Source organism: Paenibacillus sp. FSL H3-0329 (assembly GCF_037963285.1).
In the GTDB taxonomy this organism is placed as follows: domain Bacteria; phylum Bacillota; class Bacilli; order Paenibacillales; family Paenibacillaceae; genus Paenibacillus_AQ; species Paenibacillus_AQ odorifer.
The window spans coordinates 1,992,369-2,008,530 of sequence record NZ_CP150150.1; the positions used below are offsets into that span (position 1 = coordinate 1,992,369).

The 16,162-nt window shown below is 45.2% G+C and carries 12 protein-coding genes; 9 read left to right on the forward strand and 3 right to left on the reverse strand.

Annotation, left to right across the window (positions count from 1 at the left end; genetic code table 11):
- Positions 1-29 precede the first annotated feature (29 nt).
- The 5 genes from NSQ66_RS08525 (at position 30) to NSQ66_RS08545 (ending at position 5,933) form a co-directional block, all read left to right on the forward strand.
- Complete coding sequence (locus tag NSQ66_RS08525; RefSeq protein ID WP_076141385.1) at positions 30-2,768, forward strand: cellobiose phosphorylase; 2,739 nt, start codon at positions 30-32, stop codon at positions 2,766-2,768.
- 112 nt (positions 2,769-2,880) lie between these two features.
- The gene (locus NSQ66_RS08530) at positions 2,881-3,768 is read left to right on the forward strand and encodes a hypothetical protein (RefSeq protein ID WP_076141386.1); all 888 of its coding nucleotides are present in this window, start codon (positions 2,881-2,883) and stop codon (positions 3,766-3,768) included.
- Positions 3,769-3,874: 106 nt separating this feature from the next.
- The gene (serC, locus tag NSQ66_RS08535) at positions 3,875-4,963 is read left to right on the forward strand and encodes a 3-phosphoserine/phosphohydroxythreonine transaminase (protein WP_076141387.1); all 1,089 of its coding nucleotides are present in this window, start codon (positions 3,875-3,877) and stop codon (positions 4,961-4,963) included.
- A 124-nt stretch (positions 4,964-5,087) separates the two neighbouring features.
- Entirely contained in the window at positions 5,088-5,552 is a 465-nt protein-coding gene (gene trmL / locus NSQ66_RS08540) for a tRNA (uridine(34)/cytosine(34)/5-carboxymethylaminomethyluridine(34)-2'-O)-methyltransferase TrmL (RefSeq protein WP_076135879.1), read from the forward strand.
- 126 nt (positions 5,553-5,678) lie between these two features.
- Entirely contained in the window at positions 5,679-5,933 is a 255-nt protein-coding gene (locus tag NSQ66_RS08545; protein ID WP_036684437.1) for an AbrB/MazE/SpoVT family DNA-binding domain-containing protein, read from the forward strand.
- A gap of 346 nt (positions 5,934-6,279) precedes the next feature.
- On the opposite strand, the gene NSQ66_RS08550 is transcribed toward NSQ66_RS08545, so the two are convergent.
- Both NSQ66_RS08550 and NSQ66_RS08555 read right to left on the reverse strand, forming a co-directional pair.
- Positions 6,280-7,344, reverse strand: a complete 1,065-nt coding sequence (locus NSQ66_RS08550; RefSeq protein ID WP_111503170.1) for a phosphodiester glycosidase family protein — start codon at positions 7,342-7,344, stop codon at positions 6,280-6,282.
- Positions 7,341-7,748 carry a hypothetical protein gene (locus NSQ66_RS08555; protein WP_036684435.1) on the reverse strand — a complete coding sequence of 136 codons (408 nt, stop codon included), beginning with the start codon at positions 7,746-7,748 and terminating at the stop codon, positions 7,341-7,343. The genes NSQ66_RS08550 and NSQ66_RS08555 overlap by 4 nt, the downstream gene beginning before the upstream one ends.
- Before the next feature lie 284 nt (positions 7,749-8,032).
- Between NSQ66_RS08555 and NSQ66_RS08560 the strand changes: the two genes are divergently transcribed.
- Both NSQ66_RS08560 and NSQ66_RS08565 read left to right on the forward strand, forming a co-directional pair.
- Positions 8,033-8,689, forward strand: coding sequence for a response regulator transcription factor (locus NSQ66_RS08560; RefSeq protein WP_036684433.1), 657 nt, complete (start codon positions 8,033-8,035; stop codon positions 8,687-8,689).
- 144 nt (positions 8,690-8,833) lie between these two features.
- The gene (locus tag NSQ66_RS08565; RefSeq protein ID WP_076103987.1) at positions 8,834-10,051 is read left to right on the forward strand and encodes a PLP-dependent aminotransferase family protein; all 1,218 of its coding nucleotides are present in this window, start codon (positions 8,834-8,836) and stop codon (positions 10,049-10,051) included.
- Between the two features lie 1,332 nt (positions 10,052-11,383).
- Here NSQ66_RS08565 and NSQ66_RS08570 read toward each other — a convergent pair.
- A complete protein-coding gene (locus NSQ66_RS08570; protein WP_249267706.1) occupies positions 11,384-12,358 on the reverse strand; it encodes a DUF2161 family putative PD-(D/E)XK-type phosphodiesterase in 975 nt (324 codons plus the stop codon).
- 194 nt (positions 12,359-12,552) lie between these two features.
- Here NSQ66_RS08570 and NSQ66_RS08575 point away from each other — a divergent pair, with 194 nt between their 5' ends.
- Together NSQ66_RS08575 and NSQ66_RS08580 are read left to right on the forward strand one after the other, a co-directional pair.
- Positions 12,553-14,448 (forward strand): PrkA family serine protein kinase, encoded by a 1,896-nt coding sequence (locus NSQ66_RS08575; RefSeq protein ID WP_036684429.1) that lies wholly within the window; start codon positions 12,553-12,555, stop codon positions 14,446-14,448.
- A gap of 553 nt (positions 14,449-15,001) precedes the next feature.
- On the forward strand, positions 15,002-15,928 hold the full coding sequence (locus tag NSQ66_RS08580; protein ID WP_235219505.1) for an AraC family transcriptional regulator: 927 nt from the start codon (positions 15,002-15,004) through the stop codon (positions 15,926-15,928).
- The last annotated feature ends 234 nt before the right edge of the window (positions 15,929-16,162 follow it).

A 16,162-nucleotide genomic window follows, 5' to 3' on the forward strand; every position in this document is an offset into this window, starting at 1 on the left:
GTAGTTGTGTAAATGAGAGGATGGAGAGAATGGATCGTAATAAAATTCATGGCTTCGAATTCACCGGAAATGATGGGGAATTCAGGCTTCAGCAACCGGATCGCAGCAGTTTTCTATATTTCCCTCTAGTGAATGAAGGGGGAATGATGTCGACGGTAACTCCAAAACTTCATGGTCAGGTTACCACAGGTCATAATACATTTTTGACACCGCCATTATCTGTTGAAGATTTGCATAATTCGCGGGCTTCCCGTAACTTCTGGGTATACGTAGAAGGCAAGGGAGCTTGGTCGGCAGTGGGGAACTCCGCTAAGCAAAATGCCGATTTCTATACATCGTCTACTGATGAAGCAGTACTAGAGGCTGGTTTCCTGTGGCAACGCGTAACGCGTTGTAACGCAGAGATGGGTGTTAAAGCTGAAATCACCAGCTTTGTGCCAAGCGGTAATGATAAGGTCGAACTAATGAAGGTTACGTTGACGAATACAATAGCAGAGGTTATTACGCTGACACCGACAGCGGTAGTTCCGATCTACGCGCGTTCGGCAGATGATCTGCGCGATCATAGACATGTAACCTCTTTGCTTAACCGGATCTATACTTCACCTTATGGTGTTGAGGTTCAGCCTGCGCTCTCCTTTGATGAGCGGGGACACCGCATCAATCACACTTCTTATGGAGTATTTGGTGCAGAGGGTGACGGCAGTCAACCTGCTGGTTTCTTTCCAGTGCAGGAGGAGTTCATTGGAGAAGGTGGAAGTCTGGATTGGCCAGAAGCTGTTATCCTGAACAACACGCCGGAGATTGGCACGGGTGGAGGTGTACAAAGAGAGGGATATGAGGCTATCGGGGGTCTTCGTTACGAGGCGCTTAATCTGTCTCCTGGTGACAGCCATTCTTATATAGTAGTTATGGCGATCCATAATGAGAGAATTGACGTGGATGCCTTGATGAACAAATATGGTACATCTGAAGCTTTTGATCATTTGCTTGAGGAAACTAAAGCCTTCTGGGCAGATAAAGTGAATATGGTAGAATTTCATACCGGTGATTCAGATGCTGACCAATGGATGAAATGGGTTACGATTCAACCCGTGCTGAGAAGACTTTATGGTAACTCCTTCTTGCCTTATCATGATTATGGAAGGGGCGGACGTGGCTGGCGGGATCTTTGGCAGGATTGTCTAGCACTCCTTATTATGGAACCGGCTGAAGTACGCAGCTTACTGCTGAACAACTACGCCGGGGTAAGAATAGATGGTAGTAATGCCACTATTATCGGTCAACAGCCTGGTGAATTTATTGCCGACCGTAACAACATCCCGCGGGTGTGGATGGATCATGGAGCTTGGCCGTTCTTAACGACTATGTTATATCTGGATCAGAGTGGTGATCTTGATTTCTTATTGCAGGAACAGACGTATTTCCGCGATACCTTTATGAGTCGCTGTAAGGAACGCGATAATTCATGGGATACCTCGCTGGGAAGTGATCTCAGAACTACTTCTGGTGAGGTTTATAAAGGTACGATTCTGGAGCATATCCTGCTGCAAAATCTGGTTCCGTTCTTTAATGTTGGAGAGCACAATAATATCCTGCTGGAGGGCGCAGACTGGAATGATGGTCTTGATATGGGCGCAGACCGGGGTGAGAGTGTAGCTTTCACAGCATTCTACGCAAGTAACTTATTGGATATTTCTCGTGTGCTACGTACGCTAAAGACTTCTAAAGGGCAAGAGACAGTTGAATTGGCAGAAGAAATGAAACTATTGCTAGATTCGCTTGGTGAGCAAGTGGATTATGAATCTGTATCAGGCAAGCATGAAAGACTTAATCAATATTATGCTGCCGCTCCGAACAAAGTCAGCGGTATTCGTGTAGCACTCGACATAGAGACAGTAGCGGACGATCTGGAACAAAAAGCAGAGTGGATCTTTAATCACTTGCGCCGCAATGAGTGGGTGGAAAGTGAACACGGTGGAGGTTGGTTTAACGGTTATTATAATAATGATGGGGAACAAGTGGAAGGGGAATTCGCAGAAGGCGTTCGAATGACGCTTACGGGTCAAGTATTCCCGCTGATGGGCCATGCAGCTGCACCAGAGCAAATTCCGCATATCATTGCCGCCGTGGATCGTAATCTACTGGATGACAAAATTGGGTACAGACTTAATTCCCGTTTCGGAGGGATCCAGCAGAATCTGGGTCGTGCCTTTGGCTTTGCCTTTGGACATAAAGAGAACGGTGCTATGTTCAGTCACATGACCATCATGTATGGCAATGCGTTGTATAAACGCGGATATGTGAAAGAAGGACATAAAGTATTAGAATCTCTGTATAGCTTAAGTACTGACTTTGCAAAAGCCCGCATATACCCAGGAATTCCTGAGTATATTAACGAGCAAGGCAGAGGGATGTATACGTATTTAACAGGATCCGCAAGCTGGCTGCTGTTAACTATGGTTACTGAAGTATTTGGTGTAAAAGGTAAGCTAGGTGATCTTTTGTTGGAACCGAAGCTTGTTAAAGAGCAGTTTGATTCCGAGGGAAAAGCCTCTATTAAGACAATCTTCGCGGATCGCGAGTTTGAAGTGGTCTATAAAGCCACAGGAAGCTTAAACTACGGGGAGTACCAAATACACTCTGTTACCCTGAATGGCAGCGAGGTGACGCTGCAGCGCGGCTCAGGAAGTGCGATTATTCCGCGTGAAGAGTTGCTCTCTCTGCAGACAGAGAAATGCCACTTGATTGAAGTGACATTGGCGTAGCTTTATACGATATTTTAAGACGTCTGCACCGTTATTCATAGCGGCTGCAGACGTTTTTTTTCAATAATGAATATTTATTCATTGTAACAATGAACGAAAGGGCGCGTTAGGTATGGGTTGCAGACTGTCAAATGGCATATTAACTGTCGATATCGCTGATATCGGAGAGTATAAGGGCACTCGTTTTGACTGGACAGGATTTATTACACAGGTGACATTAGAAGAGGGGAAACATACGTTTTGTGTGCCGGAAAGCTTGAAGCCAGGCGAAGGAACTGGGGGCAAGGGGCTTTGTAATGAGTTTGGCATTTCCCGGGCAATTGGATATGATGAAGCACCAATCGGAGGCTGGTTTCCAAAAATCGGAGTCGGATTGTTACAAAAAGGAAATTCCCCATTATACAGTTTCAATGAGGAGTTCCCCTTAACCTCTTTTAGTAAGGATGTCGAAGCAGGGAATGATGCTGTCACATATACGATCTACCCAATGGAAAGCAACGGATATGCTGTGCAGCTAACTAAAACGATTTCTTTACAGGGGGATCAATTAATAATTGCATATGAATTGCATAACAAAGGGCAAAAGCCTTTCCGTACGGAGGAATATATTCACAACTTCATCGGAATCGATGGGTTGAATATTGGACAGGATTTCGAACTGCGTCTCCCGAGGGAACTCAAGGTAGTAGAACCAGAATCCTCCTATACGAAAGAATTGCTAGAGGTATCTGGGAATACTCTTACTTGGTCAAAGGAACCGGATAAACCCTTTTATTGCAAGTTGAGCGGTTGGGAGGGTCAGGAAACTGAGTTCACCTGGGAGTTGGTTCATAAGCCTAGTGGAACAGGCGTGCGAGAGAGTGGGGACTTTCCAATAGAACGTATGGCCCTTTGGGGAGAGGGTCATGTAGTCTCTCCTGAAGTATTTGTGAACATTAGTCTTTTACCGCGTCAAAGCAAGAGCTGGCGCCGATCTTACCGGTTTTTCACTGCGAAATGAGTACCGTTTTAACCTTTTATGTGAATAATTATACTTGCTGGTGCGGGAGAATATTGCTATCATAACCATATCCATATTGATAGGAGAGAAAGGGTGGGGAGCAGTTTTGAATAAGAGAGCATACAATTTTAATGCCGGACCGGCAGCATTGCCGCTTACGGTACTGGAACGCGCACAAGCGGAGTTTGTTGATTTCCGGGAAAGTGGAATGTCTATCATGGAGATGTCGCACCGTGGTGCAATTTACGAATCCGTGCATAATGAAGCGCAGGAACGTCTGCTTTCGCTCCTCGGCAATCCGAAGGGCTATAAGGTATTGTTCTTACAAGGCGGAGCAAGCACACAGTTTGCAATGATCCCTATGAACTTGATTTCCGAAGGCCAAGTAGGTAGCTATGTAATGACAGGTAGCTGGGCGGATAAAGCTTATAAAGAAGCCAAATTGGTAGGAGGCGCTCATGTTGCTGCTTCTTCCGAAGATAAGAAATTCTTGGCTATTCCTGAATTAAGTTCGATCAAAGCTGCGGAGAATGCTGCTTACCTTCATGTTACTTCCAACGAGACCATTGAAGGAACGCAATATGCAGAATTTCCGGATGCAGGCTCGATTCCGTTAATCGCGGATATGTCTAGTGATATACTTTGCCGTCCAATCGATGTGAACCAATTCGGAATGATCTATGCCGGAGCACAAAAGAACCTTGGACCTTCAGGCGTGACTGTAGTTATCGCGAAAGAAGAATTGCTTGCAGAATCACCTTCTAACATTCCTACGATCATGCGTTACAGCACTCATTATAAGAATAACTCTCTTTACAATACACCTCCATCTTTCTCTGTATATATGGTGAACGAAGTATTAAAATGGATTGAGGAGCAAGGCGGCTTAGCTGGCATCCATTCTAAGAACCTTGAAAAATCGGGTCTGTTATATGATCACATCGATGGAAGTGACGGTTTCTACCGTGGCGTTGCAGAACAAGGCAGCCGCTCTATTATGAACGTTACTTTCCGGATGCAATCAGAAGAACTCGAAAAGCAGTTTGTCAAAGCTGCTGAACTGGAAGGTTTTGTCGGCTTAAAGGGTCACCGCAGTGTTGGGGGCTTGCGTGCTTCCATCTACAACGCAGTTCCTTACGAAAGTGTAAAAGCACTGTCCGATTTCATGAACCATTTCCGGCAAACTCAAGGTTAATGAATTCTATCTATAACCTTCCGCCTTCTTGGTGGAAGGTTTTCAGTTTGTTTGGAGAAGCTATGGTTAGGCACTAGAGTAAAACATCTGGCTATTAAGCCTTTAGAGAGGAAGGAACCATATAATGGCACTCCATATCGTATTAGTCGAGCCGGAAATTCCGGCCAATACTGGCAACATTGCGCGTACTTGCGCCGCTACAGGCACTCATCTTCACTTGGTTCGTCCACTCGGATTCCGTACAGACGATGCTACATTAAAAAGAGCAGGATTAGACTATTGGCATGCTGTTACTATTGAATATCACGACTCCTTTGCTGAGGTTTTGGAGAAATATAGCGAGGGGCGTTTCTTTTACGCAACGACGAAAGCAGAGAAAAGATACAGCGACTTTGAGTTCCAAGATGGCGATTTTTTTGTTTTTGGCAAGGAAACGAAGGGGCTTTCTGCAGAGATTCTAGAAGCAGGTAAAGAAACAAAAATGCGCATGCCAATGAGTGATGCTGTGAGATCTCTGAATTTATCCAATTCGGCAGCTATTATTGTGTACGAGGCGCTTCGACAATTGGATTTCCCTAATCTTATTTAAAAAAAGACAAATTTTTTATTTTTTTCAGCAGGATTCGACAATTAGGTAACGAAATATATTGAAAGAGCCGAAATAAGTAGTAGCTACTAAATAATTTTTCTTGAACAGGAGAGGTGTACGTTAGTTATGAAACCTGCTGGTGTAGTTCGCAAAGTGGATCAGTTGGGTAGAATTGTTCTGCCTAAGTCCCTGCGTAAAAGGTATCAGATGAATGAAGGCGACCCGGTTGAAATTTTGGTACAGGGTGACCATATCATCTTGGAGCGTTACCGTCCAAAATGTGTTTTCTGTGGATCAATGGATGGTGTAAGCGAATATAAAGATCGTTATATTTGTTCTGCATGCCTTTCGGAAATGACTCAATTGCCAAGACATGCCTAAGAAGTACATATTTTGAATTTTGACAGCCAAGAGCTTATAAAAAAACTGTCCTCTTCGTAGAACTCTTCTACTTGGGGGCAGTTTTTTTATGTATACGAAAAATGCCCCCGCACCAAGTGGGTGCAGGGACATATCGGCTTTATAGGCCTTTTGTTTTGTCGTCGTTGTAAGATGAGGTAAGGATGCCGACCGTAAATAACACAAATACGAACATTACGATCCAAAAGGTTAATGAGAACGACATACTGGCACCTCCAATAGCGAATGTATTCGTTATCAAGATTATAACCTGCAATTTAATAAAAATAAACGCAAATGTGATATGTTACATAGACAATTTACTATATTATTTAAAAAACAGGAAATTCGTTGGCACAGCTCTTAGATTTCCATCGGATGGTTTATTGATAACTCTTCCGTTAAAGATCAATGAGGAAGAGCCACCACCATCTAAATTATAAGCATCTACGAGGCCCATATTCGATAATTTATTCTGAATCTCCTCCAGCTGTGCACCAGAGCTGCCATACTCATTATATCCATCTGCTACAAAAAGCAGGATCTGATCATCTTTATATTTGCCGATCACGGTACGTGGTGCCCGATTAGGGGATGTTTTCCACTTTTCGGGTATTGGTGTTTTAATGTTGTTTTTAAGGAGGACAGGCACAAAGGTGGCGCCGAATACCGGATCTAGCTGATCTAATTGTGCGCGACTGTAGAATTTCCCGCCGATTAATTGCCCGGATTTGTTCAGCCCAACAAAACTTAGGTCCTTGTACGTTGGCTCAAAACCGTATAAATACTTTCCATCCACTACAGTTGTGCTTAAGGGATAACGTTTTCCGGATTGATCTGCAAAGCCGCCCGCATTAATACCAGCAATGGCACCATTACGCTGTACGGCATGCATAGTAGTTTCCGCACCGGAGGCTGTCTCCGCCAAGCTCATCTTCATAGCGGTTGGGTCCTTCAATTTGATTTTCAACGCATAAGCTTTGTAGTTTCCTGGATTCAATCGATATAACTCAACTCTTATACGGTCGCTGGTAACAATCTCTGAAGGTATACCAAGCTTGGCTGAAATCCTGCGGTTATAGATCAGTTCAGGCCGGTTCGCCTGAGTCTTTGCTGTTTCGACCAGCTTATTCATCGTAGTGGTAGTCTCTTTATATAGCTTGGCACTAGCGCTGACAGCATCAATGGTGTAAGCTGCGGAGGCCTCTGCCAGAGTCAGCTCTTTTTTTAAGGAAGCTGTTTCATTCACTGGCCCAGCGCTTGGTGTGAATTGTCCTACATCAAGGTCTAGCTGTAGCGGTGGTCGATACCACGACATACATATAAACAAGCCTATGAACGGTGCAGTTAGAAGCATGAAGAAGCGATTTACTCTTTTGACTGGCGTCATCATTTGATCAGATCCATTTCTTTCTTCAAAGCTTCTAACTGTTTGCTTACCTCACTCAATTGCGTATATAGCTTGTTGCTGTTATCTGTCTTGGCACTAGCATTATCTTTAGTGAAGGTTAATAGTTCGTTAAAGCTTTGCACTGTATTCTGCAATTCCTTCACTTCTTCAGAGAGAACGGCAATTTTTGCTTCATAGTCGGTCTTTAAAACGGTAAGCTGCTGCTGGCTCTGAGTACTAAGTTCGGTTAGCACTTGTTGCTTCAGATGGTTCGTGTAGCTGTATACAGCATATACGCCGAGTCCGATCATCATAATCCAGAACAGTAAAAACCATTTTACGGAAGGGCCGTTTCTCGCAGTAGTAGAGCGCGAGCGTACCGGGGACGTTTCCGCTAGCGGTTGCATTTTATCACCTCGGGTTGGTCTTTTTTTCAAGTCCCCATTCTATCAGACTTTGACAAGATTCGCAAAAATGTAAGAGAGTATGAAAACTAGAAAAAGTAATTGCATCCTATTAAACTACTGCGATACAATTTCTATAGATTGGAATTCTGATAGACGTACACAAGGTAACCAGCTAGAGATTATACAGACAAGTCATCATACAGCCTTGCTTGCGTTTTAACCGGAAACGCTGCGGCGCTTTCCTTTCTAGATGATTATATATAGAGCAGGGGGTCAGGGCATTAATGATGAAGGTTTGGCAGGTGGTCATTGTGGGGTGTCATCCTACAAGTATGCTGGGGACAAAATTGATTTTGGAAGAGGAAGAGGGGCTTAAGGTTCTGGGAATGTATTCCACTTGGGACGAAGGCGCTACCATCGTAAGGGAAAAAAATCCCGAGCTAGTGCTAGTAGATTATCATATGCCTGAGGGGAATATTGAGAGTGTGCTGTTAAATATGAAAAAAAGCTCACCAAACTCACATTTTGTCGTGATGACAGATGAAGACGGGCGAGAACTGCTTCAGCCCCTCGTAGAACTAGGAGCCAGCGGGATATTCTCGAAGGGAGCTTCTCCCCGTCAGCTTTTACAGCTGATCCTGGGTTTACGGGAGGGTTTTCTTTCAATGCCGTTGGAATGGATTGAAAAAGGAGCTTGGCCGATTTCGACATTTAAAGGATTAGATGATGTTCTGCAACTGACGGAGACAGAGATGTTTATCATGGAGCGAATCGTTCAAGGGATTACCTACGATAAAATTGCGCTTGAAATTGCGGTAAGCCGTCGGTCCATTGATAATTATTTGCGCAAAATCTATGTAAAGCTCGATGTTTCGACCCGGGCACAAGCGATTGAGAAATTCGCGCTCTTCTCAAGACAAAACAGGCAAATCTACGCCTAACCCACGCTTTACGACATAATGACGTATGGGGTGGAATATTCTTGGAGTAGAAGTAAGAATATCATGTTGAATGGGTAACCATCCCGTCCTTGGATGAGGATGACGAAGCCGTTTCTACTTGGTAACAGGGAAGGGGGATTTCGCATGATTTACGAATTTTCTGCTCGCGCACACACATTGTTGTCGTCATCGCTTCTTAGTATCCGCACCCAAACACGGAGAAGCTCCATGATATCGCTAGCTGAAGAATTACCAGCGGAAGAACTATTCCCATTGTCACTGCTTGCTGAAGCAGCATCTACGGTGATTTCAGCAGATGCGGGAGCACTGCAATATGGTGATCCTGCCGGGTACGGACCGCTTCGGGAGTGGCTTGCTGGGGATTGGCTTAAAGAAAAAGGGGTAAATGTTGTTGAGGGTGGAGTTCTGCTAACAACGGGTAGCCAGCAAGCCATTGATTTGTTGTCGCGGGTGTATATTGATCCAGGAGATCGTGTATTAGTAGAAAATCCAACCTCTCCAGGATTTTTGCAGACTCTTCGGATGCAGGGGGCCGTTATTATTCCTGTACAGGGTGATTTGGACGGGCTTGATCCGGAGCATTTGCGGAGCCAGATCGAGCTCCATAAGCCGAAAATGCTGTTCGCAACCCCTAGCTTTACCAATCCAAGCGGCATTTTATGGAGTTTGGAGAGACGCCGCGCAGTATTGGATTTATGTATCGCATATAACATCTTGATTGTGGAAGATGATTCTTATGGGGATTTGCACTTCCAGAAGCAGGGTGAACAAAAGGCTAAAAGATATCCGTCTTTGTATGCACTGGAAAATATCAGCGATGGCGGACATGTGCTTTATATCGGTTCGTTCAGCAAGACCGTTGCGCCCGCGCTGCGGACGGGCTGGGCGGCAGGCAGCCGAGTCTTGATCAGAATGATGTCTGCGGCTAAGCAGATGGCCGATTGGCAGTCGAGCGCATTAAATCAGCGGCTGCTGCATCATTTATTGGATGTGTCTGCGTTTGATCTGCGTGAGCATATCGCGCAGCTGAATCGAGAGTATAACACCCGTCTGAAGCTTATGGTGGAACTGCTCAAGCGGCCTGCTTGGAAGGGCAGCTCCTATGATCTTCCATCAGGAGGCATGTTCCTGTGGGTCGCACCACCAGAGGGAATGGATGTTATGGCATTGCTCAAATGTGCGCTAGGTAAGGGAGTGGCTTTTTTGCCGGGTCCGTTATGTAGTGTAGATGGAGTCAGCAATCATCTTCGCCTTAACTTCAGCCATCCCGGCCGGGATGAGCTGCTGCTTGGCATGAACCTGATGAGCGAAGCGGTTAAGGAGTTCACGGCACGGAGTTAGGTAGTGGAATGAAAGTTGTGGATGAAATGATGGAGTTATGAATGGCGAAGATGGGAATGAAATGATGGAGTATGAGTGAAATGATGGATTTATGAATGAAATAAAAAAGCGTCAGGACGATTGAGGATTTATCGTAGAGATGAATAGACGGACTGAGGAAGTTGCATAGGTGGATGAATAGACAGATACGTGGACAGATGTATGGATAGACGAACAGACAGATACGTGGGCAGATGTATAGATAGACTAGCAGACAGATATATGGACTGACAGATGTGCTGACGGATGAACAAAAATAATACAAGACACTCATAGAGCTACAACAAGGACAGAATTATTCATCGGGCAAGACGAAGTGCGTGATGTGAGATTAATTAGGGAAATCCTCCCTAAAACTGGTCGATCTGAACTCTAAAATGGACTGTTTAGGGAATTTCTCCCTAAAAAATCAAGGGATGCCCCGTTTTAGGGGTAAATCTGGCGAAAATCAGGGAGTAATTCCCTAAAATGCGGTTTTTAGCGTGTGAATCGAAGAATATTAGGGAGGATTTCCCTAATAACTTAGTGTGCCTTTTTCGGAATGGTGTTTTTAAAGCTTATTTTGCTTTGAATGATTTAGTATTAGTGGATGTTGAATGTAGCATAGGGGTTCTAATGTGAATAAATCAGCAAGAGTAGCATGTTTAAGCAAGAGTAGAGAAAATAGTAATTAATAAATAGCGCTCGTATTCGAAGATTGTAAATAAGTTAGTTAAGTACAGTCAAGTAGAGCTGGATGAGGTACGCAGAGATATGAACGTGGTAAGAGTGAAATGCAAACGTGGTATGAATGAGTTACTAATGTGATGAGAGTGATTTACGAACGTGGGAAAAGCGAGTTACGCACGCGGTAAGAATGAAATACGAATGTGGTACGTATGAGATAGAGCGTGGTACGAACGAGATTCTAGTATGTTAAGAATGCAGTCTGAATGTGATACGTATGAGATACTCATGAGATATGTGTGAAATAAGACATGATACGGATGAGATACTAGTGTATTAAAAATGTAATCTAAATGTGATATGAGTATAGTAAGAGCGTGGTACGCACCAGATACTAATGTGTTATGTGTAAGATAAGAACATGGAATGTACAGAGATAAGATTCAAATAAGATTAGACATACGAAAAAGCATCCCGTAGTTGGGATGCTTTTTGGCGTTATTTAATATGTTATGTGTGCATCAGAATAATAAGTTTAAAGTCTGAGTAAATGATTAGAACCGAGGTAAAAGATTAGAACCCGACTAAAAGAGGTGCTCGATTGATGTACTGTCCAGGTTAGGTTAGCTAATTACTGGGATGATTGCTGTTATTGGGTACGCCGCTTGTTATCGCGGCATATTCAACCAGCGCCGCATGACCGGCTGGGGTTAGGGTATAACGCCCACGGCTTACCCGGTGAAACCAGCCGTAGTAGTTGTTCTGAAGTATAGCGGCGGCGGTGGGTACGCCGCTACGCTTCCGCAGCTCGGCCGGAGTGATGCCGGCTGAGCGGGGAGCGCTTCCTACGGCCAATACGGCCGAAGGAAGTGTGCTTGAGGCAGCGCTAGGGGCACCGCTTCGCGTGCCTGCCGCCGCTGCCCCCCGTGCTGCCGCGTCCCCGGCAGCACGGCTCTCCGGCGCTGAGCTCAGCGCCGGAACCTGTTCAGCGGTGCCCGCCGCTGAACGTTTGGCAGCTGCGAGCGAAGCCTTCGCAGCTGCCTTCTCTGCAGCGGCGGCGGCGTCCGCCTCCGCTGCTTGCAGAGAAAGCGCGACACGCAGCGCTTTCTCACGGTAGGCCGTCACGAGCTTGACGCGCGTGCTGCCGCCGGTGTTGTAGTCTCCGCTGCGCTCGCGGAACTCATAGAGCAGGCGCTCGCGCCGCCGCTTGTTGCTGCGCTGCGCAGGCGGCTTCTCGTCTGGCTCTACAAGCACCTCGACCAGCGGTGCTTTGGTCTTATAAAAGATAACGGTGATCAACCCAAGACCGAGCCGGCGGCATAACCCGCTAAGCTCGCCCCAGCGCTGGTTCACCGCACCTTTTTTATCACGGACACGTTCCACTGCGAGATAGACGATGGGACTGAGCTTCAACCGTTCTACCCCTTGCAGCAGCAAGGCGAGATTGAATGATTTTTTCATCTCCACGATCAGAGGATGCTCAACGTCCTCCCGAATCCCCACCAAATCGCAGGTCCGGACCTCACCTTTGATGCTGTAACCCTGCTTTTCAAAAAAAATCTTCAAAGGAGCGTACAGCTCCGTTTCATGTCGTACCGCCATCTTGTCACTCCCGTAGGCCTTTATTTTCGGGTTTCTCAATAAGGTTTTACAGCCATTTTCTGATTCTCTATTATAGCACAGTAAAAAAGAGGTCAACTATTCCGCGCTTGCCGCATAGGTATGTAATACACTTTTTAACGCTATAGGAGAGCAAGTAGAAGAGCAAGTAGGAGCGCAAGAGGAGGCAGCGAGCAATGGACATTTTTGAGCGTATAGCTTCGTATCGGGCTGAGAACGACCGGTTGGCGTGGAGCGGCACCTTCAAGCAGTATATAGAACTGTTGAGAAAAGACCCCTCTCCCGCAAAAACCGCTCACTCCCGCGTTTATGACATGATTAAGTCGCACGGCGTAGAGGACATAAACGGACGCAAACGGTATAAGTTTTTTGAACAGGAGATTTTTGGACTTGATCGTGCAGTCGAAAAGTTGGTCGAGGAATATTTTCACTCTGCAGCACGTCGGCTTGATGTTCGCAAACGGATTTTGTTATTGATGGGACCTGTCAGTGGGGGGAAATCGACCCTGGTCACGCTGCTTAAACGTGGTTTGGAACAGTACTCGCGGACAGATGCGGGTGCGGTATACGCAATAGAAGGCTGCCCGATGCATGAGGACCCGCTGCATTTGATCCCGCTGGAGCTCCGTCCGGAGATTGAGAAGGAACTTGGTGTACGTATTGAGGGCAACTTGTGCCCATCCTGCCAGATGCGTCTGAGAAATGATTATGCTGGTGACATTGAGCAGGTTAAGGTGACGCGTGTTATTCTGTCAGAAGAAGAGCGGGTAGGGATTGGTACCTTTAGTCCATCTGATCCGAAGTCTCAGGATATCGCTGATTTGACAGGAAGTATTGATTTTTCGACCATTACTGAATTTGGTTCGGAATCTGATCCGCGTGCCTACCGTTTTGATGGTGAGTTGAACAAGGCTAACCGTGGGCTGATGGAATTTCAGGAAATGCTCAAATGCGACGAAAAGTTTTTATGGAACCTGCTGTCACTGACGCAAGAAGGCAATTTCAAGGCTGGCCGCTTCGCGTTGATAAGTGCGGACGAAATGATAATTGCTCATACAAATGAAACCGAGTATAAGTCGTTTATTTCTAATAAAAAGAATGAAGCGCTCCAGTCCCGTATGATTGTTATGCCTGTTCCGTATAACCTCAGAGTTTCGGAAGAGGAAAAAATCTACGCGAAGCTGATCGCCCAGAGTGATATGAGTCATGTGCATATTGCGCCACATGCGCTGCGTGCCGCCGCTATTTTTTCCATCCTAACCCGTCTTAAAGAAAGCAAAAAACAAGGTATGGATCTGATCAAAAAGCTGCGGATGTACGATGGTGAAGAGGTCGAGGGCTATAAAGAGGCCGATCTTAAGGAGATGCAAACGGAGTATTTAGATGAGGGCATGTCCGGAATTGATCCGCGTTATGTTATCAACCGCATTTCCAGCGCTCTGATCAAAGGAGATCTGCAGTGCATGAACGCACTGGATGTTCTGCGGGCGATAAAGGATGGCCTGGATCAGCATCCATCGATTACAAAAGAGGAGCGGGAGCGTTATTTGAATTTCATCTCCATTGCCCGCAAGGAATATGATATTTTAGCGAAAAGCGAAGTACAAAAGGCATTTGTCTACTCCTTTGAGGAATCTGCAAAGACACTTTTTGAAAATTATCTAGATAATATCGAAGCTTTCTGCAATTGGTCGAAAATTCGTGATCCGCTGACGGATGAGGAAATGGAGCCGGATGAGCGGTTAATGCGTTCGATTGAAGAGCAAATTGGTATCTCTGAGAATGCAAAAAAAGCGTTCCGTGAAGAGATCCTGATCCGGATTTCCGCGTATTCACGCAAAGGGAAGAAATTCGAGTACAACAACCACGACCGCCTGCGGGAAGCGATTGAGAAAAAGCTGTTCACAGACCTCAAAGATATCGTCAAAATCACCACCTCGTCCAAAACACCTGATGAAAGTCAGCTCAAACGAATCAATGAGGTATGCGCCAGACTTATTGATGGACATCACTACTGCCCAATCTGCGCCAACGAGCTGCTGAAATACGTGGGAAGTCTACTAAACCGTTAAAAAGAGTTCATTTATGCGGGGTGTTCCAAAAGCCATGAAAATGGCTGTGGAGCACTCATTTTTTTGTCCTTCCATGTTTTATCTGCCTCCTTTTACCCTCCTAATGTTGATCTAAACGCCGCCACCCATCTGACTAATTTGGCTGTTGTGCGTAGGAAGTTGCTAAAGGACACAGGAGACCCTAAACGTAGATTGTGAGCATATTTCGCAGGCTATCGGGCCCCATGGTCGCTATTAGCAGGAAAAACCCTAAATATGAGCCTTTTTTTGAGTAATAGCTGCATTGGAGTCCGAAACTCCGCTCAAAAGGCGATATTTTGGAAAATAACGTCATCTGGGTCCTTTAGTCAGTCGTAGGGAGCAACTGAAGTGTAAGTAGGTTACGTGAATCCAGCGTTGTCTACTTCGAGGCTTAACCAAAATGATGGTGACTAAGAATACGCAGAGTTGTGATCCTTCTGTAAATGGAGGGGCACGCTGCTCTGTTTTTTTATACAGGCAATAATGCAGCTCAGCAAAACAGGAACAGTCCATCTCATGCGCAGTTGATATAATGAAATCACCGTACGGGGGAAGGCTGGTGCTGCACTTGAATTACAGTAAAGATATAGAAAAATGTGTTGAATATATAGAAGCTCATATCAAAGAAAATATAACGGTGGAAGAAATAGCGACTGAGGTCGGATATTCGGTGTATCATTTTTGCCGAGTGTTCAGCTTGTGCAAGGAAATGTCTGTGATGGAATATGTGCGGAGCCGAAAATTATCCTTAGCCTCAATTGAATTATTTGCTGGAAAAAAGATCATTGATATTGCGCTGGACTATGGTTTTGAAACACAAAGTGGCTTTACTAAAGCTTTTCGCAAAACCTTTGGTTATAGTCCGACACAATATGCGGCGCGGATGGATGGGTTTAGTAAAGGAAATTCAATATTTGATATCGGAGGTTATATTATGAATCCTGTTTTTGTTCGTAAGCCTGCTTTTAAGGTGGCTGGTTATGGTATCCAAACTAATGTTGCGGGTAGTATGTACACTAAGGATATTGCTTCTTTTTGGAGCCATTATGAGGGTGAAAACCTGGAGTCCAAAATGTATAAAATACTAAACCCGCCTAAACACGGAGAAGTTGGTTTATGTATTCCGTCTTCAGATAACGGCAATGCCACCTATCTTTTGGGTGTTATTGTTGAGGACTACTCCAAGGTAGAAGCTGATATGTTGACGATGGATGTGCCAGAAGCCGAATATGCCGTGTTTACAACACCTCCGGTGGATACTTCAACGGATACAGAGCAAATACAGTTTGCCCAAGTCATAAAAAGCAGCTGGAAGTACATCTTCGAAGAATGGTTTAAGGATAGTGGTTACGTTTATGACGAGACTAAGCTGGATTTTGAGTTTTACGATGAACGCTGCCATTCGCGGCCAGATACAGTGATGGAGATTTACGTTCCTGTGAAAAAGTTGACTGAATAGTCGATAAGGGCAAATACCGCTCGGTGATAATTGTAATTTCTGAAATGTTTGGACTTTATGTCGCTGACAAAGGCGAACGCTACGCGCCTACATTTTTAAACTTCCTTACGTTACGTTCACCTGGGCATTTGCCATGTGCAGTTATTAAGTCGATATGAGGGTGTCGATGAAGGTCCGCAGCGTGTTACCGCTGCGGGCCTTCTTTTTTAGGAATTCCCATATGGGAAACGTAGA